Consider the following 26,645-nt stretch of genomic DNA (forward strand, 5'->3'; position numbering starts at 1 on the left):
CGTCACGCCGAGCGCGATGAACATGCCGAGTTCGACGACGTCTCTCTTCATGCCCGAAGCCTGAACGGATTCGCCTTAACAAACCACCTATGCGCGCAGGCCTGACACGTAGCGGGCGTGCAACAGAGGTTTGCCCAGCCAGTAGCAGAGCTCGGCCGGGCGCGTGATGTCCCAGACTGCGAGATCCGCGGCCTTGCCCGGCTCGATAGTTCCGACATCGGTCAGGCCCAGCGCTCTCGCTGCAATCCGCGTCGCCCCGGCCAGCGCCTCCTCCGGCGTCAGCCGGAACTGCACGCAGGCCAGGTTCAGCGCCGCCGTCATCGACGCAACCGGCGAGGTGCCCGGGTTGCAGTCCGTCGCCACGGCCATCGCGACCCCATACTGGCGGAACAGGGCGATCGGTGGCGGCGTGGTCTCGCGGAGCATCAGATACGCCCCCGGCAGCAGCACAGCGACGACTCCGGCCTCCGCCATCGCGCGCACGCCGGCCTCGGTCGTGTGCTCGACGTGGTCGGCAGACAGGGCGTCGTACTTCGCCGCAAGCGCCGCCCCGCCGCCGTCGGACAATTGGTCGGCATGCAGCTTGACCGGCAGGCCCAACGTCTTCGCCCTGTCGAACAGCCGCGACACCTCTTCGCCCGAGAAGGCGATCGGCTCGCAGTAGGCGTCGACCGCATCGACCAGCCCGGCAGCGTGGGCGGCCGGCAGGATGTCGTCGATGGCCAGATCGACATAGGCGGTGCGATCCGCCTTGTGCTCGGGCGGCACCGCGTGGAGCCCGAGGTAGCTGGTCCGCACCCGCACGCCGGCCTCGGCGCCGATCCGGCGGGCGACGCGGAGCATCTTCAGCTCGCTGTCGCGGTCGAGACCATAGCCGGACTTGATCTCGGCCGTGGTCACGCCTGTCGCCTTCAGGCCCTCCAGCCGAGCAACCGCGCTGGCGTAGAGTTCGTCCTCGCCGGCCTCCCGCGTGGCCTTCACGGACGAAACGATGCCGCCGCCCGACCTTGCGATCTCTTCGTAGGAAACTCCGCCAAGTCGTTGTTCAAACTCGCGCGAACGGTCGCCACCGAAGACGAGATGGGTGTGGCAGTCAATCAGGCCCGGCGTGACCCACCGCCCGTCCAGTCGCTCGACGACGTCCGCCGCCGGCGCATCCGCACGCGGGCCGACCCAGGCGATCCGGCCGTCGCGGATCAGGATCGCCCCGTCCTCGATAGCCCCGTAGGCGCTCCCCTGCGCGGCCATGGTGGCAACGTGGCAGTCGGTCAGCAGATAGTCGGTCATCGGGCCTCCGGGCGCGCGGGCGAGAAGCGGGCGACCAGATCATAGGCCTGCCCCGGGAAGGTCTGCCACGCCCAGGTGACGCCCAGCCCATCGATCCACGTCCGGCGTTCCAGTCGCAGACAGGCCTCGCCGGGCGACAGGTCCAGCCGCAGGGCCGTCTCCCGATCCGCAGCGACGGCGGCGATGCGATGCTCGGCGTCCGTCCACGGCGCCCGCCGCAGCAGCCAGCCGCCAGGCGACACCACCTCGAACGTCTCGGCCTCGACCTCTGGCGTCGCCGCCAATCCGATCAGACGGCGCTCCAGAGCGAACGGCGCACCGTCGGCGCGATGCAGGCACGAGACCATCACCACCTGCAAGCCCAACCAGGCCTCGTCCGGCTCGGTCGCGCGCAGGCCGTAGTCCAGCCGCTCATAGCCATAGACCATGCCGCGCGCCTCGATCTCGGCGGCAATATCCGGAATGTCGAGAACGGCCGAATGCACCGGCGGCCGCGCCACGACCGAGCCCGCGCGACGGCGGCGCAGGATCAGTCCCCGAGCCGACAGGTCGGTCAGGGCCTTGGACACCGTCATTCGGGCGCAGCCGTACTGGGCCTGAAGCTCGGCCTCTGTCGGCACCCGCGCGCCCGGCTGCCACTCGCCCGAACGGATCCGCTGCTCGATGTCCGCGCCGATCCGGCGGTGGAGCGCGCTCATCCGCCCAGCACGGCGTCCAACGCCCTGCGATAGCGCGCCTCGATGGCCCCACGGGCGATGTGACGGCCGTTCTTGACCACCTCCCGGCCACGCCGCCAGACGGTGCGGATCGCCCGCTTCGGCCCGGCGAAGACCAGGCTGTCCAGCAGGGCGTCGTCGCTGCGGCCGGCATAGGCCAGATCCTCGAGTTCCAGCGAGACCAGATCCGCCGCCTGCCCGACCGCTATGCCGGTCGTCCCTTGCGTCGCCTGCGCCCCGCCCGCCAGGGCGCGGCGATACAGTGTTCCGCCCGTCGAGGCCTCGCGATCCGCCAGCACGGCGCGACCGCGATGCGTCAGCCGCTGGCTGTACTCCAGCGCGCGCAGTTCGCCCGCCGCATCGATCAGGACGTTGGAGTCGGTGCCGACCCCGAAGGCGCCGCCCTGCGACAGGAAATCGACCGCAGGGAAGACGCCGTCGCCCAGATTGGCCTCCGTCACCGGGCACAGGCCGGCGACCGCGCCGCTCTTCGCCATCCGCGTCGTCTCGTCGGCAGTCAGGTGGGTGGCGTGGATCAGGCACCAGCGGCGATCCAGCCCGACATTGTCCAGCAGCCACTGCACCGGCCGGGCGCCGGACCAGGCGAGGCAGTCGTCGACCTCCTTCGTCTGCTCGGCCGCATGGATGTGGATCGGCCCATCGCCGGCCATCGGCACGACGGCGGCGATCTCCTCCGGCGTCACCGCGCGCAGGCTGTGCGGGGCCACACCCACCACGGCGTCCGGCAGGGCCGAGGCGATGTGCCGGCTTTCATCCATCAGTTTCGAGAAGCCGTCGATGTCATTGATAAAGCGGCGCTGTCCATGGGCGGGCGGCGTACCGCCGAAGCCCGCATGGGCGTAGAAGACCGGCAGCAGCGTCAGGGCGATGCCGGTCTGGTCCGCCGCACCGGCGATGCGCGCGGCCAGCTCACCGCGATCGGCATAGGTCCGGCCGTCGGGGTCGTTGTGCAGGTAGTGGAACTCGCCGACGCGAGTGAAGCCGCCCTCCAGCATCTCCGCGAAGGCCAGGGCCGTGATCGCCTCGATCTCCTCCGGCCCGCCCCGGTCGAGGAAGCGGTACATCAGCGCCCGCCAGGACCAGAAGTCGTCGCCCTCGTTCGGTCCACGTTCCTCGGTCAGCCCGGCCATGGCGCGCTGGAAGGCGTGGCTGTGCACGTTCGATAGACCCGGCAGGGCGACGCCCAGATCGACCTCCCCGCCCGTCCGCGTCGCACCGGTCTCGACGCTGGCGATGACGCCGTCCGCGATCGTGATCCGGACATCGCCGGCCCAGCCCTGCGGCAACAGGGCGCGACCGAAGAACAGGCTGTGGGCGGCGGTCTGAGGCACTGGACAACTCTCCATCGACCCGAATATGTCTATACATAATCGGCAAGCTGACAAGGAGGCGGGGATGACGGACTGGCTGACGGTGATACCCGGCGATGCCCCCCTGATCGTCGCCTTCCCGCACACCGGCACGAACATTCCGGCGGACATAGAGGCGCGGATGGTCGATCCTTGGCGCGCCCGCAAGGATGCCGACTGGTGGATCGACCGTCTCTACGCCTTCGCGACCGAACTGGGCGCGACCACGGTCCGAACCGCCATCTCCCGCAGCGTGATCGACGTGAATCGCGATCCGTCGGGCCAGTCCCTGTATCCCGGCATGACCACCACGGGCCTCTGCCCCACCGAGACCTTCGACGGCGAGCCCCTGTATCGCGAGGGACAGGAGCCCGACGCGGTCGAGATCGAGCGCCGACGCACTGAATTCTTCGATCCCTACCACGCCGCCCTGACCGCCCAGATCGAGCGCCTCTCGGCGAACGGCCCGGTCGTCCTCTACGACGCCCACTCGATCCGCTCGCATGTGCCGCGCCTGTTCGACGGCCAGCTGCCGCAGTTCAACATCGGCGACAACGGCGGCGCGACCTGCGATCCGGCCCTGACCGCCGCGGTCGAGGCCGCCTGCATCGCCTCGGGCGACAGCCATGTCGTCAACGGCCGCTTCAAAGGCGGCTGGACCACGCGTCACTACGGCCAGCCGCACGGCCCTCAAGCAGCCGAGCGCCGCGCGCGAGGCGATAGGGCAAGCAAAAATGTCGTGCACGCCATCCAGATGGAGCTGGCCTGCCGCGGCTATGTCGACGAACCGACCGAGACCAACGCCTCGACCTGGCCCACGCCCTTCATCGACGAACGCGCCGCGCCCATGCGCGCCACGCTTCGAAACGTCCTCACCGCCGCCCGCGACTTCGCGATCAGCCAGCGAGCCTGACTATGACCAACAGCAACGCCCGCATCGTCCGCGCCCCGCGCGGGACCGAGATGACCGCCAGGACCTGGGCCGCCGAGGCGGCTCTGCGGATGATGATGAACAATCTCGACCCCGAGGTGGCCGAGCGTCCCGAGGACCTCGTCGTCTACGGAGGCATCGGCAAGGCGGCGCGCAACTGGCAGGCCTTCGACACCATTGTCGAGCAACTCCGCGCGCTGGAGGCCGACCAGACCCTGCTGGTCCAGTCGGGCAAGCCGGTCGGCGTCTTCCGCACCCATGCGGACGCCCCGCGCGTGCTGATCGCCAACTCCAACCTCGTGCCCAAATGGGCGACCTGGGACCACTTCAACGAGCTCGATAAGAAGGGTCTGGCCATGTACGGCCAGATGACCGCCGGCTCGTGGATCTACATCGGCACCCAAGGCATCGTTCAGGGCACTTATGAGACCTTCATGGAGGCCGGACGCCAGCACTACGGCGGCGACTGGTCGGGCAAGTGGATCCTGACCGCCGGCCTCGGCGGCATGGGCGGCGCCCAGACGCTGGCGGCCACCATGGCGGGGGCCTCCTGCCTCGCCATCGAATGCCAGCGCAGCCGGATCGAGATGCGTCTGCGCACCCGCTACCTCGACGTCATGGCGGAAAGTCTCGACGAGGCGCTGGAGCTTTTGAACAAGTCACTGGAAGACAAAAAGCCGATTTCGATCGGCCTGTTGGGCAATGCGGCTGACATCCTGCCTGAACTGGTCAAGCGCGGCGTGCGGCCCGATCTGGTCACCGACCAGACCAGCGCCCACGACCCGGTGAACGGCTATCTGCCCTCGGGCTGGACGGTCGCCGAGTGGGAGGAGAAGCGACAGTCCGACCCGGCCGCCGTCGAGGCCGCGGCCCGCGCCTCCATGGCCGTCCACGTCCAGGCCATGCTGGCCTTCCACGATCAGGGCATTCCGACCACGGACTATGGCAACAACATCCGTCAGGTCGCCTTCGATCAGGGCGTCCAGAACGCCTTCGACTTCCCCGGCTTCGTCCCGGCCTACATCCGCCCGCTGTTCTGCCGTGGCGTCGGCCCTTTCCGCTGGGCCGCCCTGACCGGCGATCCTGAGGATATCCGCAAGACCGACGCGGCGATGAAAAAGCTGTTCCCCGACAACGCCGGCCTGCACCGCTGGCTCGACATGGCGGGCGAGCGCATCGCCTTCCAGGGCCTGCCGGCCCGCATCTGCTGGATCGGCTTGGGCGACCGCCACCGCGCGGGCCTGATGTTCAACGACATGGTCGCTTCGGGCGAGCTTTCCGGCCCAATCGTCATCGGCCGCGACCACCTCGACTCCGGCTCGGTCGCCAGCCCCAATCGCGAGACGGAGGCCATGCAGGACGGCTCCGACGCCGTCTCCGACTGGCCCCTGCTCAACGCCCTGCTGAACACCGCCTCGGGCGCCAGCTGGGTGTCCCTGCACCACGGCGGCGGCGTCGGCATGGGTTACAGCCAGCACTCCGGCGTGGTCATCGTCGCCGACGGCACGCCGGAAGCCGCCGCCCGCCTCGAGCGCGTTCTCTGGAACGACCCGGCCACCGGCGTCATGCGCCACGCCGACGCGGGCTATGAGATCGCCAGGGACGCCGCGCGCACCAACGGCCTGAACCTGCCCTCGATGGAGCGCTGAGCATGACGAACATCACCATCGGCGCCGCCCCCCTCACCCTGCCGCAGCTTCGTGCCGCGCTGGAAGGCCCCGTCACCGTCTCCCTGACCGACGCCGCCTGGGCGGATGTCGAAAAGGGCGCGGCGGTCGTCGCCGCCATCCTCGCCGAGGGTCGCACCGTCTATGGCATCAACACCGGCTTCGGTTTGCTGGCCAACACCAGCATTGCGCCGGAAGATCTTGAAACCCTTCAGAAGAACCTCGTCCTCAGCCACGCCTGCGGCGTCGGCGCCCTGCTGGACGCGGGCGTCACCCGCCTGCTGATGGTGCTGAAGATCGCCTCCCTGTCGAAGGGCGCCTCGGGCGTGCGTCGCGAGACGCTGGAGACCCTGATCGCTCTGGTGAACGGCGACGTCCTGCCCTGCATTCCGTCCAAGGGCTCGGTCGGCGCCTCGGGCGATCTGGCGCCGCTGGCCCACATGTCCTGCGTCCTGATCGGCGTCGGCGAAGCCAGGGCCGGGGGCGAGACCCTGTCCGCAGAGGCGGCGCTGGCCAAGGTCGGCAAGACGCCGGTCGTGCTCGGCCCCAAGGAAGGCCTCGCCCTGCTGAACGGCACCCAGTGCTCGACGGCGCTCGCGCTCGCCGGCCTGTTCGCCGCCGAGGCCGTCTTCGCCGCCGGCGTGGCGGCGGGCGCCCTGTCGGTGGACGCGCTGAAAGGCTCGGACGCCCCCTTCGACCACCGCATCCACGCCCTGCGCGGTCAGCCGGGTCAGATCGACGTCGCCGCCCGCCTGCGTGGCCTGATGACCGGTTCAGCCATCCGCGACAGCCACCGCGAGGACTGCCACAAGGTTCAGGACCCCTACTCCCTGCGCTGCCAGCCGCAGGTCATGGGCGCCACCCTCGACGTCCTGCGCAACGCCGCCGCCATGCTCCAGCGCGAGGCCAATGCCGTGACCGACAACCCGCTGGTCTTCATCGAGGACGGCGACGTGATCTCGGGCGGAAACTTCCACGCCGAGCCGGTCGCCTATGCTGCCGACCAGATCGCCATGGCCCTGTGCGAGATCGGCAATATCTCCGAGCGCCGGACCTCCATCCTGGTCGATCCGAAGATGAGCGAGCTGCCGGCCTTCCTCGTGAAGGAAAGCGGTCTGAACTCGGGCTTCATGATCGCCCAGGTGACCGCCGCCGCCCTCGTGGCCGAGAACCGAATGGTCGCCCACCCCTGCGTGATCGACACCGTGCCGACCAGCGCCAATCAGGAAGACCACGTCTCCATGGCGACCCATGGCGCCCGCCGCCTGCTGGATATGGCCGAGAACACGGCGACCGTGGTCGGGATCGAACTGCTGGCTGCAGCCCAGGGCATCGAGTTCCACCGCCCGCTGACCAGTTCGCCGGATCTGGAGAAGGTCTGGAGCATCGTCCGCGAGGCGGCCGCGCCCTACACCTCGGACCACTACTTCGCGCCGGATATCGAGCGGGCGACCGACGGCGTTCGCGCCGGCCGATACCGTCAGTTCGCGGGCGACCTGCTGCCGTCGGCCTGAGGCTGAAGCGGCGCCTTCTTCAGCGCCGTCAGGTTCGCCGAGCCGGTGCAGAAGCAGACGGTGCGGAGCTGCCGGATCACGATCTGGAAGTGGGTCACGACGGCCTCGGTCGAGACGGTCGCGGCGGCCAGAACGCCCGCGGCCTGCCCGACCATGTCCGCGCCCAGTCGCAGGGCGCGCGCTACGTCAACGCCGTCGCGCACCCCGCCCGAGCCGATCAGCAGGGTGCGCGGACAGGCCTGCCGCACCTCGACGATCGCCCGCGCCGTCGGCAGGCCCCAGTCGGCGAAGGCTTCGGCATGCTGCCGATCCGCGTCAGACAGGGCGCGTTCGCCCTCGACCAGCGCCCAGTTGGTGCCGCCGGCCCCCGCCACGTCCAGCCCGGCGACGCCCATGTCGGCCAGCCGTCGCGCCGTCGAGGCTGAAAGCCCCGAGCCTGTCTCCTTGACCACCACCGGCGCATCCAGTGACCGCACCAGCCGCTCCAGCGCAGCGCCCACGCCCCACCAGTCGTGGTTGCCCTCCGGCTGACAGGCCTCCTGCAGCGGGTTCAGATGCACGACGAGAGCGTCGGCCGCGACCATGTCCAGCACGCGCCGTGCCTCGTCCACGCCGAAGCCGCGGGTAAGCTGGGCCGCGCCGATGTTGGCCAGGATCGGCGTGTCCGGCGCCTTGAGCCTGAGCGCCATATCCAGCCCGGCCGCCTCGCCCTCCTCCAGCGCGGCGCGCTGGGAGCCGACAGCGAGGGCGATGCCGAGGTGCTGGGCCGCTTCTGCCAGCCGGGCGTTGATCGCCTCCGCCCGCGCCGGCCCGCCGGTCATGGCGCTGATCAGCAGGGGCGCCTTGAGGCGGCGACCGAGGAAGTCCGCGCCCAGGTCGATCTTGTCGTGGTCGAGATCCGGTAGCGCCTCATGCATGAAGCGCACGGCGTCGAAACCGCTGTCCAGCGCATGCCGGCCGCGGCCCGACAGGACCACGTCCAGATGCTGATCCTTGCGATCGGCGATTTCGGCCATACGCGCCTCCGGCCCGCCCAACGCGCGGACCTGCCGTTCCGATCCGCCTAGGACTTCTTCAACACGATCAGGGCGTAGGAGCCGGTCTGGCCTTGGGAGAAGGTCCCGGCCCGGATTTCGTACTCGCCATCGTCCGGGGCGGTCCATTCCAGCTTGGAGTGGGTGTCCGACAGCCCGTCGTCGTCCGCCGCCAGAGCCTCGAAGTCATCGCCATCGGCGTGGCCGATCGTGACGACGCTGTCGACCTCGTTGGAGACCATCAGGATGACCAGCTCCTCGCCCTCCTTCACCGTGATCCTATAGGCGTCATAGACGCTGTTGTTGTCGGCCGTGGCGTCGGCCTCGGTCAGCTCCCCGCGCGCCGTGGCTCCCACGAGGATGCTTCCGGGGACCGGCTGCGGACCACGGTCGGTCAGCTCCAGCGAGTAGAGCCCCTTGCCCTCGGACCCCAGCGGCGAGGCGCGGATCACATACTCCCCGTCTTCCGGCAGGGTGAACCGCAGCCGCGAGTCGAACCCTTCGCCCAGCCCGTCGTCGTCCTGCGACAGCGCCGAGAACTCCTCGCCCGCGAGACCGATCTGCAGATAGCTGTCGAAGTCCCCCGAGCGCATGATCGCCTGGATGCGCTGCCCCTGGGTTCCGGAGAAGACGAAGGCGTCGAACCCGCGATCCTGGGCATCGCGACCGTCATTCTCGTCGATCTCACCCTCGATGGTGCGGCCGAACACGATCGGCGCCGGCGGCTGCTCGGGCGGCACTTCCGATACCGTGATGCTGTAGTTACCCGTCCCCGACGAGAAGGCTCGCGCCTCGACGGTGTAGGTCCCGTTCGCCGGCAGCGTGTAGACCAGACGCGAGTTGGTCCCCACCGGCCCGCCATCGTCGTCGGTCGCCAGGCTGGTGCGGTCGGCGTCGAATAGCTCGAGGTAGGTGTCGAAGGCGCTCGACGTCATGTCGATCCGGACCCGCTGCCCTTCGCGCCCTTCAAAGCTGTAGAGGTCGGCCCGAACGCCGGCATCGTTCAGGGCGTCGTTCTCGCTCAGTTCGCCGCGGACGCGCTCGTCCAGACGAATCCGGCGCGCCTGAGGCGGCGGCGGCGCTTCCGACAGCGTCAGGCTGTAGGCGCCCTCGCGCCCCGCCGACAACGGGGCCGCGCGGATTTCGAACTGCCCGTTCTCGGGCGGCGTGAATGACAGGCGCGAGTTCAGGCCCGCGCCGGGCCCGTCGTCATTCATGGCCAGTTCGGCAAAGGCGCCGTTCACGAGCCGTCCCACGCGGACCACAGGATCGAAGGCGTCGCTGTCCAGTGCGATCAGAACACGCTGATCGGTCCGCCCGTTGAAGATGTAGCGGTCGTACTGCGCGCCATCGTCGCCCTCGGCGTCGCCTCCGGCGATTTCACCGCTCACCGTTTCGCCCACGCGGATCTGGACAGGATCTGCCGTCGGCGGCGCCGGCGGCCGCTCGACGAGGCTCAGGGTGTAGGCGCCGCCGGTGTCGATCCCCGACAGCGGCCGGGCGCGAATGACATAGACGCCCGGGTGGGGCGCCGTGAAACGCAGTCGCGAGTGGTAACCTTCACCCAGGCCATCGTCATCGCTGGCCAGCACTTCCCCCTTCGCGTCCCTGATATCGAGGAAGGAATCGAAGGCGTCCGAGCGCATGATCGCCTCGATCCGCTGGCCCGCGGCCAGTTCGACCGTCCAGACGTCGTAACGAACCTCGCCGTCGTCGTCTGTGGCGTCGCCTTGCCCGATGCTGTCCTCGACCGACGCCCCGATCTCGAGCGGACGCGCCTCCTGTGCGTGGGCGGCGCCTCCGAACGCGATAGCGATGGCCAGACTGCTGGCGGCGGCGAGAACGAACTGGCGCATGCATATCCCCTGGGAGTCGGACCCGATCATAGACGCCGAACCCCTTGCTCTGTAAACCGCGCGCACCGCACGATTCCTGACGACCGGAGCCGAAAACCCATGACGGCCGAACCCGCCCGCGCAACGTCCATCGATGGCAAGGCCTTCGCGGCCGGACTGGTTGACCGGGTCGCCGCCGCCGCCTCGCGGCTGGAAGGCGCGCATGGCGTGAAGCCGGGTCTCGCCGTGGTCATCGTCGGCGAGGACCCCGCCAGCCAGATCTATGTCCGCAACAAGGGCGAAACGACGCAGCGCGCCGGAATGCGCTCTGACACCCACCGCCTCCCCGATACGACGTCTCAGGAAGATCTGCTCCTGCTCATCGCCGCCCTGAACGCCGACGCAGGCATTCACGGCATTCTCGTTCAATTGCCCCTGCCGGCCCACATCGACAGCAGCGCCGTGCTGGATGCGATCTCGCCGGACAAGGACGTCGACGGCTTCCACGTCGTCAACGCCGGTCGCCTGGCCGTGGGACTGCCGGGCCTCGTCCCCTGCACCCCGCTGGGCTGCCTGATGCTTCTGAAGGCCGAGCTGGGCGATCTGACCGGCCTGAACGCCGTCGTCGTCGGCCGTTCCAACATTGTCGGCAAGCCGATGGCGCAACTGCTGCTGGGCGAGAGTTGCACGGTCACCATCGCCCATTCCCGCACGAAGGACCTGCCCGCCCTGTGCCGCGCCGCCGACATCCTCGTCGCCGCCGTCGGCCGTCCGGAGATGGTGCGCGGTGATTGGGTCAAGCCCGGCGCCACGGTCATCGACGTCGGCATCAACCGCGTTCCCTCGAAGGATCCGGTCAAGGCGGCGGAAGGCAAGACGCGGGTCGTCGGCGACGTCGCCTTCGACGAAGCCGCGGCCGTCGCCGGGCGGATCACCCCGGTCCCGCGCGGGGTTGGCCCCATGACCATCGCCTGCCTGCTGGCCAACACCTACACGGCCGCCTGCCGCTCCGTCGGCGTCGAGCCGGAATCGCTCGACGCCTCAATCTGATCGCTTGAACCCCTGACGATCCGGGCCAATAGTCCCGTTGTCGTCGTCAGGAGTTTCCGATGATCCGCCAGCCTCGCCTCGCAGCCCTCGCGGCCGCAGTCCTCCTGACCCCGGCCGTCGCCGGCTGCGGGATCAACGCGATCCCGACCAAGGAAGAGGCGGCCAAGGCGCGCTGGGCGGATGTCCAGTCCCAGTATCAGCGTCGGGCGGATCTGATCCCGAACCTCGTCGCCACCGTCCAGGGCGCAGCCATTCAGGAGCGCGCGACCCTGACCCAGGTGATCGAGGCCCGGGCCCGCGCCACCGGCGTGACCGTTACGCCCGAGACGCTCGACGACCCCGCCGCCTTCCAGCGCTATCAGGCCGCGCAGGGCGAGCTCTCGCAGGCCCTCTCCCGCTTGCTGATGATCACCGAGAACTATCCGACCCTGCAGTCGAACCAGAACTTCATCGCCCTTCAATCCCAGCTGGAAGGCACCGAGAACCGGATCGCCGTGGCGCGGCGCGACTACAATGAGGCCGTCCGCGACTACAACACGTCGCTTCGCACCTTCCCGACGACGATCTGGGCCAACACCATTCACGGCGGTTCGGAGCCCATGCAACTGTTCAGCGCCACCGAGGCCGCCCAGACGGCGCCGAACGTCAACTTCGACGGTCTTGGCCCCGCGCAATCCGGCCCGCCGGCCGGGTCTTCATCCGCCGCCCCCGGCTCGGCGCCGCCCGCGGCTCCGGCCCCTGCCCCGGCCCAGTGATCGTCAATCCGTGAGCGCTCCGTCCCTTCGCCCAGCTGCCGCGCATCTGGCCGGGTTGATCGCCGTCGCTTTCGCCGCGCTGTGGCTGTCCACGGCCCCGGCCGCGGCGCAGGGCGGTCCCGACTTCCCGCCACTGACCGGGCGGATCGTAGACAACGCCAATCTGCTTTCACCCGAGGCGGAGCGCAGCCTCACGACCAGGCTGGAAGCGCTCGAGCGCGACACCACCGATCAACTGGTGATCGTCACCGTGCCCGATCTCGAGGGCTACGAGATCGAGGAATACGGCTACCGGCTGGGACGGGAATGGCAAGTCGGCCAGGCCGACCGGAACAACGGCGTTTTACTGATTGTTGCGCCGACCGAGCGCAAGGTACGCATCGAGGTCGGGTACGGCCTCGAGCCGGTTCTGACGGACGCCCTGTCGGCCCTCATCATTCACGACCAGATCCTTCCTTCCTTCCGTCAGGGCCGCTTCGAGCGGGGCATCGTCCAGGGCGTGGACGCGATCGACGAACAGTTGAGACTGGACCCGGAGGCCGCGAGGGCGCGGGCGGAGGCCGCCGATCATCCGCCTTCGCGCGCGCCGATCGGTCCCGCCATCCTGATCACGGTCGTCTTCGTCCTTCTGGCTCTCTCCATCATCGGCGGCGTCGCCGGGCGTGGACGCCGTCGCCGGGGCCGTCGCCGCAATGGCGTCTCGCCCGCACTGATCTGGGCCGCGTCGGAGATCGCGAGCAGCCGGAAATGGGGCGGCCGAAGCGGCGGTGGTTTCGGCGGAGGCTTCAGCGGCGGTGGCGGCAGCTTCGGCGGCGGAGGAGCATCCGGCGGATGGTGACCCAACTGACCCCCGAGGCCCACCAGCGGGTCGCTGACGCGATCGTCAGGGCCGAGGCGCAGACCTCCGGCGAGATCTTCTGCGTCCTGTCCCGGCAGGTCTCCAGCTATCGCAATGTCTCGCTGGCCTGGGCGGCCGCGGCGGCCCTCCTGCTGCCGTTGGCGCTGATCCCGCTCGGCTTTGAGCCGTCGTGGGTGCCCGGCTTCTCCGATGGCTGGGAGGCGGCACACCTGGCCGCGCGAGAGCTGACGATCGGCCAGGCGATCGGCGCCTACGCCCTGATCCAGTCCGCGGTCTTTATCGTCGTGCTGCTGATCACCTCGATCCCTCTGGTCAGGCTTCTGGTCACGCCGCGCAGCATCCGTCGCGCCCGCGTCCGTCGCGCCGCGCTGGAACAGTTCCTCGCCCACGGCCTGCATGTGACCGAACGCCGGACAGGCGTGCTGATCTTCGCCGCCATCGAGGATCACCAGGTCGAGATCATCGCCGACGAGGGCATCCATTCGAAGGTCGACCGCGAGGTCTGGGCTGACGCGGCCGAGGCCCTCGCCGCGGCGCTGAAGCGCAACGATCCCGTCGAGGGCTTCGAGGCGGCGATCGGGCTTTGCGGCGAGGTTCTGGCAGAGCATTTCCCGCCCTCCACCGGCGACAGGAACGAACTGGCGGACCGTCTCGTCATCATCTGATCGCAACCCGCCTCCCTGAAGTCGCATTCAGGGAGGACACGACCGCCTGGTCCGACTGCACGGCCGCTTCGGAAGTTCATGCCCCGCCTTCTCACCTACAACGTTCATCGCTGCGTCGGCGTCGACCGCAAGCTGGATGTCGGCCGGATCGCCGGCGTGATCGGCGAGTATCAGCCGGACATCGTCTGCCTGCAGGAGCTGGATGTCGGTCGCGCGCGAACAGGCTATGTCGATCAGGCCCAGTCGATCGCCGACAAACTGGCGATGTCCTATCATTTCCATCCGGCAATGAAGGTCGAGGCCGAGCTGTACGGCGACGCCATCCTGACCCACCTGCCCGAGCGACTGATCCGGTCGGGGCCGCTGCCGACCATTCGCGGTGTACCGGGCCTCGAGCCGCGAGGCGCGCTCTGGGTCGAGGTCGAGATCGGCGAGGCCCGGCTGAACGTCTTCAACACCCACTTCGGACTGGTCCCACGCGAGCAGCGCCTGCAGGCGGCGGCCCTGACCGGCGAACAATGGCTGGGACACGCCGACTGCGAGGGGCCGACCCTGCTGACCGGCGACTTCAACGCCACCTCGGTGACCCGGCCGTACCAGACGCTTGTGCGCAAACTGGCGGACGCCCAGCGGCTGCTGGGGCTCAAGCCGTCGGTGAAGACCTTCCCGTCCGGTTTCCCGGCGATCCGCATCGACCACTGCTTCGTCAGCCCTCACATCGAGATCAAGGCGGTCAGCGCCCCGTTCTCGCCGTTGGCCCGCATCGCCTCGGATCACCTGCCCCTGATCGTCGACTTCGAGATCAGAACTTCCTGACGGCCTGATGCTGCGACGTCACCCGTCGCTTCCACGGCCGGAACGCATCGCCCACCGAGGTCGGATCGCCCAGCTGGAACTCGGCGATCATTTGTTCCAGCCGCGAGGGCGGAGTCGCGCCCAACAGTTTGATCCGCCCGGTATCGAACCGTTGCACGGCCTGTCCCGCCGACTCCGTCAGCGCCTCCGCCGCGGCGAACTCTTCCGTCGTCACTCCGATCCAGTGCCCCATCGTCCGATGCCGGTAGCGTTGGATCGCCGCCCTGCCCGCCTCGGTCGTCGGCGCCGCGGCGACATCGCACTCCGTATCGAAGCCGAACGAACGATTGTTCAGGTTGGTCGAGCCAATCCGCAGGATCTCATCGTCGATGATCGTCATCTTCGAGTGAACGATGATGCGATCGCCGCCAGTCGTGTGCGGGGTATAGGCGAAGAACCGATTGTTCCGGTCCGCCTGCTCCAGCCGGTACAGAACCTCGGACCGGGCCGTGTCCATCGTCATGCGGTCGAACCAGCTGGGGCTGCCGCCCGTGCTGACCAGCACCACCTCGGGGCCGTCCCACTCCGTCAGCCGCTCCGCCAGCGCCGACGCGATCAGCGGCGAAGTGAAGTACTGGTTCTCCATATAGATCAGGCGTTTCGCTCGCCGGATCAGATCGAGGTGCAGCGCCTCATTCTCGCGCACCTCATCATCGCCCCGCCCCGGTTCGGTGCGTGCGATGGCGACCGGCGTGTCCACCAGATCCGGCTCGACCCCGTCAGGCCAGGGATCGTCCTCGCCGATCTCGACCACGGTCTCCTCGCCGGTCGCCCGCGTCCAGCGCTTGCGCGCCAGATCCCCCAGCGCGAGGGCGGCGGGCCCGTCCATGACACACATGACCTCGTGCCGCGGGGGCGCGATCACCCCGGACGGCTGACAACGTCGGGGATCGTCGTCCAGATGCTCGTCGCTGTCCCAGCGGTCGACCGAAATGTCCCCGCCGCCACAGAAGGCCACCGCGTCATCGATGATCACCACCTTCTGATGGTGGCAGGCGCCCAGCGGTACGAAGGGGTCCAGCCGCAGCTCGACCATCCGCTTGCGGAACCACGCCTGCGCGCGGTGCGGGAAGAAGCCCTGCGAGGCGGCGATCAGCAGCGGTGACTTCCAGATCAGCAGGCGGACATCCAGCTCCGGCCGCGTCTTCACCATCATGCGCAGCAGATGGCCGACCTGATCGGTGTGCTCGTCGATGGCCCCCTCGACATCCAGTCGCGTGCGCGGATCGAACTGCCAGCCCAGCACCACGACGGACCGCCTCGCCTTCAACAGCGCCGAGTGCAGAGCCTTGAAGTAGGCCCCGTTCTCCATGAGCACGGCGAACCGTCCGGCGCGTTCGACGCGCCAGCAGTTCCGGCCGGGTTCGAAAACCTTGTCGTCCAGATCGTCCATGCCACCCGCACTGACCGATTCGCATGACGGCGGCATGCGTCTCACCCGTCAGGAGACGCGCCGTGACGCTTTCCGTTCCATCCTCGCGGCGCTGCGGTCAATAGTCACGCTTGATCGGCGGGTTTGGATTGTCCTGACGACGGATTGGGCGCATAATCGTTACATTCATTCGCAGGGGGATCGGCGGTGCAAGCGCTGGTCGAGCTTATTACCGGACTGGTGGCCATGCTCGCCGCGGCAGCGCTCTCGCTGTTCGGCGTGGACATGAACGCGCCTGAAAAGCCCCGAGCGGAGATCCACCGCGTCCGTGATTGCGGTGACGGTGCGAGCAATGCGGTCTTCACCGCATCGGCCGAACGCAAGAGCAACTGCTGATCCACAACCGGACATCCCCCGGTTTCGTCAGGCTTCACCTTCCCGCGCCGCCACTGACCCGTTAGGGTCGTGAAACGCCTTGCGCGCCTGAAGTCTCCGTAATTCAGCAAGATCGTCGTGTGATGAAGCCTCCTCGCCAACGGCAGCCGTTGAACCTGACCAATCCGGAGCCGGAATCCGCGTCCGAACCGGACAAGGTCGCCGTCGAGGCGACTGTCGGGTCCGGTCCGGTTGAACGGCCGATGTCGGAGCGTCGCCGCCGTCGCCTCGCCGAGGAAAAGGCCGCCGCCGAGCGCGCCGCGGCCGAGGCGGAGGAACGGGCTCGCGTTCGGGAAGCCGAACTGGCCATCGTGGCGGAGCCGCCGCCGCTGGCGCAGTCCGCCGACACCCCGCCCGCCACCCTCGGCCCCGTGAGTCAGCCGGTCATTCGTCGCCGGGAGCCCGTGCCGAGCGGATCGAACGCCTATCTGGTCGCCGGTTTCGCCTCGGCTCTGTGGATCGCCGGCGTCGCCGCCTGGGCCGCGTTCGAGACAGGATCAGCCGAAATCGAGCCCCTGCGTCTGGCCCTCTACGCCCTGATCGCCCTCGCCCCCGCCGGCCTCGCCATCATGCTGGCCCACGCCGTTCGTCAGGGCGCCGGGCTCGCGGCCGAGACCCGCCGCGCGCGCGAGCTGTCCGAGGCCCTCGTCGCCCCGACCGCCCTCGCCGCCCAGCAGACCGGCGAAGTCCTGCAAAGCCTGCGCACCGACATCGACCAGGCCTCTCTCGCCGCCGAACGCGCTCGTCGCGACATGCAGTTGCTTCGCGAGGCTCTGGCCGAGGAAACCGCCCGCCTGAACGAGGCCGCGGAGACCGCCGGCCGCACCGCCCGTCGTCTCGTCGAGGAACTGGGCGGAGAGCGTGAGCAGCTTCAGGGCCTCGGGACCCAGCTCGATACCCAGGCCACCGGGGTGCTGGACGCCGTCGAGCGCCAGTCGCGCATGGTCGTCGACGCTTCCGATCTCGCCCAGACCCAGCTCCGTGAAGCCGAGGCCGCGCTCGCCGCCCGCGCCGCCGATCTGGCCGCCGCTGCCGGCGAGGCCCAGGACGCCGCCCGCGTGGCCGCCGACGATCTGGCCCGCCAGACCCTGCGCCTCGAGAACGCCGGCTCCGGCGTCGCCGAGCAGATCCAGTCGGTCGAGGAAGGCCTCGGCCAGCAGCGCGCCGCCCTGGTCACCGCCGCCTACGCCCTCCGCACCGATCAGGAGGACTTCTCCGCCCAGGTCGAGAGCCAACGCGCCCAGCTAACCGAGCAGCTCTCCGCTGCGCGCTCGGCCGCCGGCGAGCTGGACGAGACCTCGAGCCGCACCACCGACACCATCAAGGATCTGGTCGAGGCCGCCGCCGATCAGTTCCGCGCCCTCGTCGAGATGTCCCAGCGCGAAGCCGACAGCTTCGACGCCGCCACCAAGGTCGCGCTGGATCGCTTCGAAGCCCTCGCGGCCGACGCCCGCGACGCTCTGGTCGAGGAAACCCGCCGGGCGATGGAAGCCCTGCAGGCGACGGCTGAGGATTCCCGCGCCGCAGCCGCCGAAGCCGTCGAGCAGGCCCAGCTCCGCGCCGATCGGCTCAGCGAGTCCCTGTTCGACGCCGCCCGCAAGGCCGACGAGGCCGCTGACGCCCGCGTCGAGAGCGCCCGCAAGATCGTGTCGGAGTCCGGCTCACTGGTCGATCAGGCCGGCGAACGCGCGCTGGAGCGTCTCGAGGTCACCGTCGAACGGATGGAAACCGCCCTCGCCCGCATCGACGAGGCGATCGGCGATCTGGACGACCGTTCGATCCGCCTGCCCGACGAAGCCCGCAAGCGCGTCGAGGAAGTCCGCGCCTCGGTCGAGGAAGGCCTGACCGCCCTGTCCGCCGCCTCGCAGCGCGCTGCCGCCGACACCGAGGCGCTAGACGCCAGCTTCCAGGAGCGCGTGCGCCGCAACTACGACATGCTGACCGAGGCCGTGCGCCTGATGGGCGTGGTGTCCGGCGAGGCGCCCGGCGCCGTCGCACGTCGCCGCGAGGCCGCCCCTCTCCTGCCGACGGAACCGGCGCCGGCACGCACCCCGCCCCGACGCGAGGAGCGCGGCTTTGGCCTGCGCGGTCGCCTGAAGCTGGAGCCGACGCCGACATCGCCGGCCCCGGACCGCCTGGATTGGGCAGATCTCGTCGACGATCAGGCGGATGAAGCGCCGCTGGACCTCGAAACGCCAGTCATGCCGGCCGGCCCTTCCGCAGGAGAAAGCACCGAGGTGCTGGCCGGGAAGCTGGTCGCCGCGATCCGGCGCATGGGGGTCGATCCCAATGCCCTGCTGCCCCGCTCACGGGTCGAGGAGGCCGCCTCGGCGCTGGCGCAGCACGACGCCGACCGCGCCCGCCAGATCGTGCGCCGCGTGGCTCCGGCCGCCGTGCGCAGCGTTTCCCGCCGCGTCCTGACCGATCCGGACCTGCGCGCCGACTCCGAAGCCTTCGTCCGCGCATTGGGCCGGGAACTGGACGGGTTCGCCGACCAGGGCGACGCCGGCGCGGTTCTCGCGCGCCTGACCACGGATGGCGGGCGGGCCTTCATGCTGCTGGACGCCGCCATCGGCGACCTGTCCTGATGCGGGTTTCATCTTGACGGACCCGCGCCCAACCCACACGGTGTGACCAGTTGTCACGTTACTGTCACGATAGACCCGCCGCATGACCGCCGAACCCGACGCGACGCAGACGGATCAACGACCCGCGATCGTAATTTGTGCGTGGGACGCCGACGAGACGGGCTGGGACCCGGTCGAAGACCTGTCCGGCGAGCCCTGGAACCCGACAGGCGCACGAACCGTCGCCGTACCGGCGGACGCTCCGACACGTCTCGCCGACCAGCTCTCCGATCACCTGCGTGACCCGCGCTGTCGGGGACTGCTGCTGGTCGGCCGCACCCAGCGCACCGGCGGTTTCCAGCTTCAGCTGCGCGCCGAGCACCGGGCTCCGGATGGTGCGCGCTCGGACCACGGCACGGCCCCCAGCGTGGCTCGCGCCACCGCCCCCATCGCCGAGATGGTGCGCGCGCTTGGCGAAGCCGGCGTCCCGGCCGCGGCGACTTCGGAAGCCGAGGACGATACCGGCACCTTCCTGCTCTATAGCGTCTTGTCCGGCCTGCCGGACGGCATCGACACCCCGGCCATCGGCATGCTCCGCGCGCCGGAAAGCGCCACCGACGCCGCCTTCACCAAGGCCGTGAAGACCGCAGCCCAAGCGATGGCGCGCCACCTCTCGCCGATCAGCCGTGCCCGGGCGATCTAGACGAGACGGGTCCTGAGGCTGGCGGCGGCCAACAGGCCCGCACCCGCCATCGCCGCCATCGCCAGATAACCGCCCGCGCCGAAGCGATCGTACAGGGTCCCCGCCGCAGCGGTGGCCAGCCCGATGAGCAGCCCCGCCGACAGCACCGAGCTGAGCGTCTGCGCAGCCGTCTGGCTGTCTCGCGGCGCCAGACGCTCCACCAGTTGAACCCCGGCAAGGAAGGTGGCCGCGAAGGTCAGGGCGTGCAGCGCCTGCAACGGCCACAACAGCCACAGCGGCGGCGCGAACGCCATCGCGGTCCAGCGCAGCACCGCGACGCCCGAACCGACCATCAGCAGGCTCCACGGCCCGATCCCGACCTTTCGCCGCCAAGGCTCGAACACCCACATCAGAGCGATCTCGACCACCACCCCGAACGCCCAGAGCTGGCCGGTCACCGCCTCGCTGATCCCCTGCGCCTTCCAGAGGATGGTGGAGAACCCGTACTGGAAGGCATGCGCCGCCTGCACCGCCCCGACGGCGAAGATGGCGGTCATGAAGATCGGGTCCTTCATCAGCCGCCCCAGCCCCCGGAAGCGCTCCATGCCCTTCAGCGGCGCTCCCTCCCCGACCGGCTCGTCCGGCAGCAGGAAGGCGCCTGCCAGACCGATGCCGACGCCCAGCACGGTGATCCAGATCACAACCAGATCTATGGGGGCCCTGAGCAGCAGCGCGCCCATGCCGACGTTGACGACCACGAAGGCCGCCGAGCCGAAGCCGCGCGGCAGGGCGAAGGTGAACCCGTCCCGACTCGCAAGGCGAAGGGTCAGAACATCGGTCAGGGGGATCAGGGCCGCCGCCGCAGTCGCACCGACGAACCAGCAGAGCCCTCGCACCGGCAGGAACTCGAACAGCCCGGCCCCGCCGTACCCCGCCGCCATGACCAGACCCAGAAGCGCGATCGGCGTGCGGCGGCTGCGGAAACCATCGGCCCAAACCGCCAGCAGCGGCCCCGTAATCACCCGCCCCAGCATGGGCGCCGCCAGCAGCAACCCGATGGCCGCGCCATCCAGCCCCTGCTCCCGGAACCACAGGCCGGCGAACGGCAGGCTGACCCCGCTGGCGCCGAACAGCAGCACATATTGCAGGGCCATGCGGCGCGCGGAGTTCATGGCCGGGAACTAGCAGACGACGGACATTCTGTCGGCTAGGTTCGACTCATGAAGATCGACCGGATTCTCCTGGCCTTTGCGGCCCTGAACGGCGCCATGGCGGTGGCCCTCGGCGCCTTCGCGGCCCACGGCGCGGGGCCAGCGGTGAAAACCCTGCTGACGACCGGCTCGCACTACCAGATCGTCCACGCCCTGCTGGCCGTGGTGTGCGCCCTTTGGCCCGCGCGCACAAAGCTGGTCACAATCGGTGGGTGGCTGTCCGTGTCCGGCGGACTGATCTTCGCCCTCGCCCTGTCGTCGATCGGCCTGCTCGGCCTTCGCGTGATGGGGGCCGTGGCTCCAATCGGCGGCCTCCTCATGATCGCCGCCTGGCTTTTACTTTTCGTTGCCGCATTCCAGTCACATTCCGACGTCGCCGAGTAAGAGAGACCAGTACCGCATGGCCTTCCCCGCGCCTGAAACGCCCCGTCGCGACCTGTTTCCCGAGATCGAGCCCTATGCCACCGGCTTCATGCCGACCGGCAGCGTGCACGAGGTCTGGTACGAAGAGTGCGGCAACCCGCAGGGCCTGCCCGTGGTCGTCCTGCACGGCGGACCGGGCGGCGCGGTCAATCCGGGCATGCGTCGCTATTTCGACCCGGCGAAGTACCGGATCGTGATGTTCGACCAGCGCGGCTGCGGCAACAGCCGCCCGAACGCCTCGCTGGAAGAGAACACCACCTGGACACTGATCGAGGACATCGAGCGCCTGCGCGAACTGCTGGGCATCGAGCGCTGGGCGGTCTTCGGCGGCAGCTGGGGTTCGACCCTGTCGCTGGCCTACGCCATCACCCATCCGGAGCGGGTCACCGCCCTTCTGCTGCGCGGCATCTTCCTGCTGACGAAGCCGGAACTGCACTGGTTTTACCAGGACGGCGCGTCGCAGATCTTCCCGGACGCCTGGGAGAAATTCCTCGAGCCCATCCCCGAGGCCGAGCGGGGCGACCTGATGGGCGCCTACTACAAACGGCTGACCGGCGACGACAAGGCCGAGCGTGAGCGTTGCGCCATCGCCTGGTCCAGCTGGGAGGGCGACACCGTCAGCGTCCAGGGCCCCGACGCCCGCCCGGACAAGTTCGCCGATCCCGAATTCGCCGTCGCCTTCGCCCGCATCGAGTGCTGGTACTTCATGAACGGCGGCTTCTTCCCCGAGGAAGGCTGGCTGCTGAAGAAGGTCGACCGCATCCGCCACATCCCGTGCTGGATCGCCCAAGGGCGTTTCGACGTCGTCACCCCGATTACCAGCGCCTGGGCTCTGCACCGCGCCTGGCCGGAAGCGAAGCTCGACATCGTCAAGGACGCCGGCCACGCCTCCAGCGAACCCGGCATCATCGACAGCCTCGTCCGCGCGACGGACTGGGCGGCGGGGCTTTAGAAGCTACCCCTCCGTCTCGCCGGCTGACGCCGTCGAGCCACCTCCCCACTGCGTGGAGAGGTGAACGCGAACCCTCACCTCTCCACCGAAGGTGGGGAGGGTGACCGCCGCCGAAGGCGGGGGTGGAGGGGTTAGTGCCGCCCCTTACTTGGGGTTCGTCTTCTCCACCAGCTCCGACAGCTGGAAGCCGATCCGGCGCGCCGGACGCTCATCGGGCTTCTTGCGGGCGTCCAGCAGGACATTGATCTGGGCGTAGTGCTGGATCAGGCGCACCGGTCGCCCCTCCCCGTTCCGGCCGAGGAACAGGATGAAGTCCGGCCCCCAGAAGCCGACATCCTCGATCTGCATGACGCCGTCGCCCGGCAGGCCGACGATGCGCGCGCCGATCTCCTCGTCCTTGTCGAGCGTCTTCTCATAATCCTCGATCAGCTTGGACAGCCGCACGAACGCCCACTCGGCGGGATTCTCGCGCATGCGCACGCCGTCGGTCAGGGCCGCCGCCTGTTCGGGCGTGGCCGTCGGCAGGACGGGCTCGGGACAGGGTCGGTCTCCGCAATCGGAGAACATCGAGGCGGGGGCGGTGACGGGCGCGTCGGGCTTCGGCGTATCGGACATGGCTTCAGCCTAACGCCCGAAACGCCGGATCAGAACAGCCCCGTGCCCTTCGGCAGTTCGGCGTAGCGGTGTACCCGCGTCGACAGCACCAATCCAAAGCCGAACATCACCGTCATCATCGACGAACCGCCGTAGGACAGGAGCGGCATCGGCACGCCCACGACCGGCGCCATCCCCATCACCATCGCCCCGTTGATCAGCACGAACAGGGCGAAGAACGCCGTCATTCCCGCCGCAGCGATCCGGCCAAAATGGCTGTGCGCAAGCGAGGCGATGCGCAGGGCGATCAGGATCACCCCGACATAGCAGGCCAGCATGAAGAAGGAGCCGACGAAGCCGAACTCCTCGGCCACGGTCGAGAAGATGAAGTCGGTATGCCGCTCGGGCAGGAACTCCAGCTGGCTCTGGCTGCCCAGCCCATAGCCCTTGCCCAGCAAGCCGCCGGAACCCAGCGCAATCTTGGACTGGATGATGTTGTAGCCCGTGCCCGACGGATCGGCTTCGGGGTTCAGGAAGGTCAGCACCCGGTTGCGCTGGTAGTCGTGCATGCCGAACATAACGAAGGGCGGGATGATCGCGACGGCCGCCGCGGCACCGGCCGCGATCACGCGCCAGCTCAGGCCCGCCACGAACATGATCAGCGCCCCGGTCAGGCCGATGATCATGGCCGAACCCAGATCGGGCTGCTTGGCCACCAGAATGAACGGCAGGCCGATCATGCCCGCCGGGACGATCAGCTTCCACGACCAGCGGGCCTCCTTGGCCGTGTGGTTGTGGTACCAGCGGGCCAGGGCCAGCACGAGACCCAGCTTCATGAACTCGGCGGGCTGGATGCGAATGAAGCCCAGGTTCAGCCAGTTGCGCGCGCCGCCGGCGACATAGCCCAGCGGCGTGAACTCGATCATCAGCACCAGAACCAGCAACACGCCGTACAGCGGGTAGGCCGCGCGGAACCACCACTTCGGGTGCACCATCGCCATAGCCAGCATGACGACGACCAGCATGCCGAAGCGGATCAGATGCTTGATCGCCCACGGCTGCCAGTGGCCGCCCGCGATCGAATAAAGCATGGCCGTGCCCATGCCGGCGATCACGCACAGCAAGGCGATCAACCGCCAGTCCAGCTCGCTGATCTTGGTCGAAAGCCGGTCCCGCTCGCCGGGACGCGTCAGCGCCGAGGCGGTCATTGCGGGGGCTCCCCTTCCGGCGGGACAGGAAGACCGACGTCAGTTGCGACGTCACCTGTCGGCTCGGCGGCGCCCAGCGCTCCGGCCTCGTGGGAGCCCGGATCTTCTGTCTCGGCGAAACCATCCTGTTCGAGGCGTTGCCGGATTTCCGGGTCCTTCAGCAGGGCGACCTTCATCACCTCGCGGGCGCGGGGCGCGCCGGCGGTGCCGCCGCCCATGCCGCCGTGCTGGACGATGACCGAGACGGCGTAGCGCGGATTGTCGATCGGCGCGTAGGCGATGAAGAGGTTGTGGTCCTTCTGGGCCCACGGCCGCCCCGCGCCCTTGCGCGAGCCCGAGCCATAGTTGCGGGCCTGCGCCGTGCCGGTCTTGCCCGCCATGCGCACCGCGCCAAGCCCCAGCTGACTGTTGCGGAAGCCGGTCCCGCCGACGTCCGTCACCCGGTTCATGCCGTCACGCAGGATGGCCAGCAGCGACGGGTCGTAGGGAAGATCCTCCACCTCCCCGGACGACGGGCGCTCGACACCGCCCACCGACTTGATCAGGCGTGGCATCACAGCCTTGCGGCCATTGGCGAGGCGGGAGGTGTAGACGGCCAGTTGCAGGGCGTTGACGGTCAATGCCCCCTGCCCGATCCCGTAGCTGGGCGTCTCGCCCGGATACCACCGGCCGTCGCCCCGCACCGGATTGCGCCGCCGCCATTCGCGGTCGGGCACCAGTCCGGCGTTCTGATTGCCGACGCCGAGGTCGAACTTCTGACCGAAGCCCATGGTCCGCGCGACCTCGGCGATGGCGTCTGGGCCGATCTCGACCGCGAGGGTCATGAAGTAGACGTTGCACGAGTTCTTGATCGCGTCGCGCATGTCCTGCGACCCGTGGGTGGCGTGACAGGCGAAACGACGGCCCAGATAGAAGCCGCCATTGCAGAAGATGCGACGATCCGGGTTGGCGCCTTTGATCAACGCGGCCAAGCCGGTCACCGGCTTGAAGGTCGAGCCCGGTGCGAAGACCCCGTTGATGGCCTTGTCGGTCAGCGGCCTGCGCTCATAGTCGGCCCAGGCGCGATAGATCGAGCTGGGCACGCCGGCGACGAACAGGTTGGGGTCGAACGACGGCGCCGACACCATGCACAGGATGTCGCCGTTGCGGACATCCATCACCACGCAGCTGCCGGCCTCCTCCCCGAACACCTCGAGCGCGCGGTTCTGGATGTCGGCGTCCAGCGTCAGGACCACGTCCTTGCCCGGCACCGCCGGACGCGAACCGCCGGCATCCTCGGCCACGACGCGTCCGCGGGCATCCACCTCGACGCGCGTGCCGCCGGCTTCGCCGCGCAGGTCAGTGTCGAAGGACTTCTCGACCCCCTGCCGGCCGATGCGGAAACCCGGGTTGAACAGCAATTCCGGAACCTTCTCGCCCCGATCGCGGATCGCGGAGATATCGCGATCGTTGGGCTTGGCCACATAGCCGATCACATGGGCGAAGGAGCCGCTGAACGGATAGAACCGCGCCTCGTTCATGTCCGCCATCACGCCCGGCAGCTCGTTGGCGTACATGTTGACCTTGGCGAACTCTTCCCAGGTAAGGTCGCTTTTGACCGGCACGGGCGAGAAGCGCGGCGCGGCGTTGACCTCGCGAATGATCGAACGGCGACGGTCGACCGTGTCGGGCAGCAGCTGCCCCAACAGATCCAGCGTCTGGTCCAGATCCTTGGTCTCGTCCCGCACCACCAGCACGCGGAAGCTAGGCCGGTTGCCGGCGATCACCACGCCGTTACGGTCCAGGATGCGGCCGCGCGGCGGCGGCACGAGGCGGAAGTTGAACTGGTTGTTCGACGCCAGCGTCGCATACTGCTGCGACTGGATCACCTGCAGCTGGGCCAGCCGCCCGGTCAGGGCCAGGCCGCCCAGCGCCGTCAGCCCGCCGACCACGAATGTGCGGCGCAGGAACGAACCCTGCCGCTCGTTCGGATCGGAGAAGAAGATGGACGGTTCCGAGCTCATCGGAACCTCACGTCGCCGTCCTCGAACCGCTCGATCAGGTGGTTCGCGAACGGGAAGAGCAGCAGGGTCGGCACGACCTGACCGATAAGAGCCAGGATGCTCGGAGGCCGGCCGGCGACGATGGTCGTGATCAGATAGGCGATGGTGAAGGCCAGGCCGCAGCAGGCCGAAAACCAGACGAACAGCACCGCCGTGTCCTGCCCCATCAGGAAGCTGCGGGAGAACAGGACCACGGAATAGACGGCCAGCAGCGCCAGCGACCACAGCCCCAGCGTCCCGCCGAGGATGAAGTTCAGGAACAGGCCCAGTACCATCAGAACGACCGGCGCGAGGATCGACGGACGGATCAGCGGCCAGGCGAAGGCCAGCACCAAGGGGATGATCGGCTCGGGCAGGTTCAGGCCGAACACCTGCACCGGCGTGGCCAGCACGAAGGTGATCGCGGCGGAGATCAGGGCCGGATAGACGATCCACTGCATCGGCCCGATGACGCGGACCGCGACCGGGCGTCTCATTCCTCGTCTCCCGCAGGAGGCGTGGCGGGTTCGGGCGCGACGGCCGCAGGCGCCGCTGGCCTCGGGGCCGGGCGCGCGGCAGGAGGCGGCGTCGTGGTCCGGGGCTGCGCCGCAGGCGGAGGCGTCGCCCGCGCAGCGGCGGCCG

24 protein-coding genes are annotated in these 26,645 nt (G+C 69.0%); 13 read left to right on the forward strand and 11 right to left on the reverse strand.

Annotated elements, in window-relative coordinates; translation table 11 throughout:
• Positions 1-87: 87 nt before the first annotated feature.
• From hutI to ABDZ95_RS11545, 3 genes are read right to left on the reverse strand one after another with little or no spacing between them, the layout of a single operon-like run.
• Positions 88-1,287 carry an imidazolonepropionase gene (hutI, locus tag ABDZ95_RS11535; protein WP_425542986.1) on the reverse strand — a complete coding sequence of 400 codons (1,200 nt, stop codon included), beginning with the start codon at positions 1,285-1,287 and terminating at the stop codon, positions 88-90.
• A complete protein-coding gene (locus tag ABDZ95_RS11540) occupies positions 1,284-1,985 on the reverse strand; it encodes a histidine utilization transcriptional repressor HutC (RefSeq protein ID WP_343793857.1) in 702 nt (233 codons plus the stop codon). Before ABDZ95_RS11540 ends, hutI begins: the two co-directional genes overlap by 4 nt.
• Complete coding sequence (locus ABDZ95_RS11545; protein WP_425542987.1) at positions 1,982-3,370, reverse strand: formimidoylglutamate deiminase; 1,389 nt, start codon at positions 3,368-3,370, stop codon at positions 1,982-1,984. The genes ABDZ95_RS11540 and ABDZ95_RS11545 overlap by 4 nt, the downstream gene beginning before the upstream one ends.
• A 49-nt stretch (positions 3,371-3,419) precedes the next feature.
• Here ABDZ95_RS11545 and hutG point away from each other — a divergent pair, with 49 nt between their 5' ends.
• Genes hutG through hutH form a run of 3 tightly spaced genes read left to right on the forward strand, consistent with a single transcriptional unit; the run spans position 3,420 to position 7,485 of the window.
• A complete protein-coding gene (hutG, locus tag ABDZ95_RS11550; protein ID WP_343793861.1) occupies positions 3,420-4,286 on the forward strand; it encodes an N-formylglutamate deformylase in 867 nt (288 codons plus the stop codon).
• Between the two features lie 2 nt (positions 4,287-4,288).
• Positions 4,289-5,953 carry a urocanate hydratase gene (gene hutU, locus ABDZ95_RS11555; protein ID WP_343793863.1) on the forward strand — a complete coding sequence of 555 codons (1,665 nt, stop codon included), beginning with the start codon at positions 4,289-4,291 and terminating at the stop codon, positions 5,951-5,953.
• A gap of 2 nt (positions 5,954-5,955) precedes the next feature.
• Positions 5,956-7,485, forward strand: coding sequence for a histidine ammonia-lyase (hutH, locus tag ABDZ95_RS11560; RefSeq protein WP_343793865.1), 1,530 nt, complete (start codon positions 5,956-5,958; stop codon positions 7,483-7,485).
• On the opposite strand, the gene fni is transcribed toward hutH, so the two are convergent.
• Together fni and ABDZ95_RS11570 are read right to left on the reverse strand one after the other, a co-directional pair.
• On the reverse strand, positions 7,452-8,501 hold the full coding sequence (fni, locus tag ABDZ95_RS11565; protein WP_343793867.1) for a type 2 isopentenyl-diphosphate Delta-isomerase: 1,050 nt from the start codon (positions 8,499-8,501) through the stop codon (positions 7,452-7,454). The genes hutH and fni overlap by 34 nt on opposite strands.
• Before the next feature lie 47 nt (positions 8,502-8,548).
• Entirely contained in the window at positions 8,549-10,375 is a 1,827-nt protein-coding gene (locus tag ABDZ95_RS11570) for a PPC domain-containing protein (protein WP_343793869.1), read from the reverse strand.
• A 99-nt stretch (positions 10,376-10,474) separates the two neighbouring features.
• Between ABDZ95_RS11570 and folD the strand changes: the two genes are divergently transcribed.
• From folD to ABDZ95_RS11595, 5 genes are all read left to right on the forward strand, one after another.
• A complete protein-coding gene (folD, locus tag ABDZ95_RS11575; protein WP_343793871.1) occupies positions 10,475-11,404 on the forward strand; it encodes a bifunctional methylenetetrahydrofolate dehydrogenase/methenyltetrahydrofolate cyclohydrolase FolD in 930 nt (309 codons plus the stop codon).
• Positions 11,405-11,463: 59 nt separating this feature from the next.
• Positions 11,464-12,159, forward strand: a complete 696-nt coding sequence (locus tag ABDZ95_RS11580) for a LemA family protein (protein ID WP_343793873.1) — start codon at positions 11,464-11,466, stop codon at positions 12,157-12,159.
• Positions 12,160-12,169: 10 nt separating this feature from the next.
• Entirely contained in the window at positions 12,170-12,997 is an 828-nt protein-coding gene (locus ABDZ95_RS11585; RefSeq protein WP_343793875.1) for a TPM domain-containing protein, read from the forward strand.
• A complete protein-coding gene (locus ABDZ95_RS11590) occupies positions 12,991-13,683 on the forward strand; it encodes a TPM domain-containing protein (protein ID WP_343793877.1) in 693 nt (230 codons plus the stop codon). The genes ABDZ95_RS11585 and ABDZ95_RS11590 overlap by 7 nt, the downstream gene beginning before the upstream one ends.
• A 78-nt stretch (positions 13,684-13,761) precedes the next feature.
• Positions 13,762-14,499 carry an endonuclease/exonuclease/phosphatase family protein gene (locus ABDZ95_RS11595; RefSeq protein ID WP_343793879.1) on the forward strand — a complete coding sequence of 246 codons (738 nt, stop codon included), beginning with the start codon at positions 13,762-13,764 and terminating at the stop codon, positions 14,497-14,499.
• On the opposite strand, the gene ABDZ95_RS11600 is transcribed toward ABDZ95_RS11595, so the two are convergent.
• Positions 14,486-15,931: a phospholipase D-like domain-containing protein gene (locus tag ABDZ95_RS11600; protein WP_343793882.1), complete on the reverse strand. Its 1,446-nt coding sequence runs from the start codon at positions 15,929-15,931 to the stop codon at positions 14,486-14,488. The genes ABDZ95_RS11595 and ABDZ95_RS11600 overlap by 14 nt on opposite strands.
• A 186-nt stretch (positions 15,932-16,117) precedes the next feature.
• Between ABDZ95_RS11600 and ABDZ95_RS11605 the strand changes: the two genes are divergently transcribed.
• The 3 genes from ABDZ95_RS11605 to ABDZ95_RS11615 all read left to right on the forward strand — a co-directional run bounded on the left by ABDZ95_RS11605 (position 16,118) and on the right by ABDZ95_RS11615 (position 19,615).
• Positions 16,118-16,306 (forward strand): hypothetical protein, encoded by a 189-nt coding sequence (locus ABDZ95_RS11605; protein ID WP_343793884.1) that lies wholly within the window; start codon positions 16,118-16,120, stop codon positions 16,304-16,306.
• 122 nt (positions 16,307-16,428) lie between these two features.
• Entirely contained in the window at positions 16,429-18,933 is a 2,505-nt protein-coding gene (locus ABDZ95_RS11610) for a coiled-coil domain-containing protein (RefSeq protein WP_343793886.1), read from the forward strand.
• A gap of 82 nt (positions 18,934-19,015) precedes the next feature.
• Positions 19,016-19,615, forward strand: coding sequence for a hypothetical protein (locus ABDZ95_RS11615; protein WP_343793888.1), 600 nt, complete (start codon positions 19,016-19,018; stop codon positions 19,613-19,615).
• Here ABDZ95_RS11615 and ABDZ95_RS11620 read toward each other — a convergent pair.
• Entirely contained in the window at positions 19,612-20,766 is a 1,155-nt protein-coding gene (locus tag ABDZ95_RS11620) for an MFS transporter (RefSeq protein WP_343793890.1), read from the reverse strand. The two genes, ABDZ95_RS11615 and ABDZ95_RS11620, sit on opposite strands and share 4 nt — an antisense overlap.
• A gap of 48 nt (positions 20,767-20,814) precedes the next feature.
• Here ABDZ95_RS11620 and ABDZ95_RS11625 point away from each other — a divergent pair, with 48 nt between their 5' ends.
• Both ABDZ95_RS11625 and pip read left to right on the forward strand, forming a co-directional pair.
• Complete coding sequence (locus tag ABDZ95_RS11625) at positions 20,815-21,189, forward strand: DUF423 domain-containing protein (RefSeq protein ID WP_343793892.1); 375 nt, start codon at positions 20,815-20,817, stop codon at positions 21,187-21,189.
• Positions 21,190-21,205: 16 nt separating this feature from the next.
• Entirely contained in the window at positions 21,206-22,180 is a 975-nt protein-coding gene (pip, locus tag ABDZ95_RS11630) for a prolyl aminopeptidase (RefSeq protein ID WP_343793894.1), read from the forward strand.
• Positions 22,181-22,324: 144 nt separating this feature from the next.
• Here the strand turns inward: pip and ABDZ95_RS11635 are convergent, their stop codons facing one another.
• From ABDZ95_RS11635 to ABDZ95_RS11650, 4 genes are read right to left on the reverse strand one after another with little or no spacing between them, the layout of a single operon-like run.
• Positions 22,325-22,795, reverse strand: a complete 471-nt coding sequence (locus tag ABDZ95_RS11635) for a DUF6173 family protein (RefSeq protein WP_343793896.1) — start codon at positions 22,793-22,795, stop codon at positions 22,325-22,327.
• 29 nt (positions 22,796-22,824) lie between these two features.
• Positions 22,825-23,982 (reverse strand): rod shape-determining protein RodA, encoded by a 1,158-nt coding sequence (rodA, locus tag ABDZ95_RS11640; protein WP_343793898.1) that lies wholly within the window; start codon positions 23,980-23,982, stop codon positions 22,825-22,827.
• On the reverse strand, positions 23,979-25,985 hold the full coding sequence (gene mrdA, locus ABDZ95_RS11645) for a penicillin-binding protein 2 (protein ID WP_343793900.1): 2,007 nt from the start codon (positions 25,983-25,985) through the stop codon (positions 23,979-23,981). The genes rodA and mrdA overlap by 4 nt, the downstream gene beginning before the upstream one ends.
• Positions 25,982-26,500, reverse strand: a complete 519-nt coding sequence (locus ABDZ95_RS11650; RefSeq protein ID WP_343793902.1) for a hypothetical protein — start codon at positions 26,498-26,500, stop codon at positions 25,982-25,984. The genes mrdA and ABDZ95_RS11650 overlap by 4 nt, the downstream gene beginning before the upstream one ends.
• Positions 26,501-26,645: the final 145 nt, after the last annotated feature.

This window comes from Brevundimonas kwangchunensis, from assembly GCF_039523815.1.
Lineage (GTDB): Bacteria > Pseudomonadota > Alphaproteobacteria > Caulobacterales > Caulobacteraceae > Brevundimonas > Brevundimonas kwangchunensis.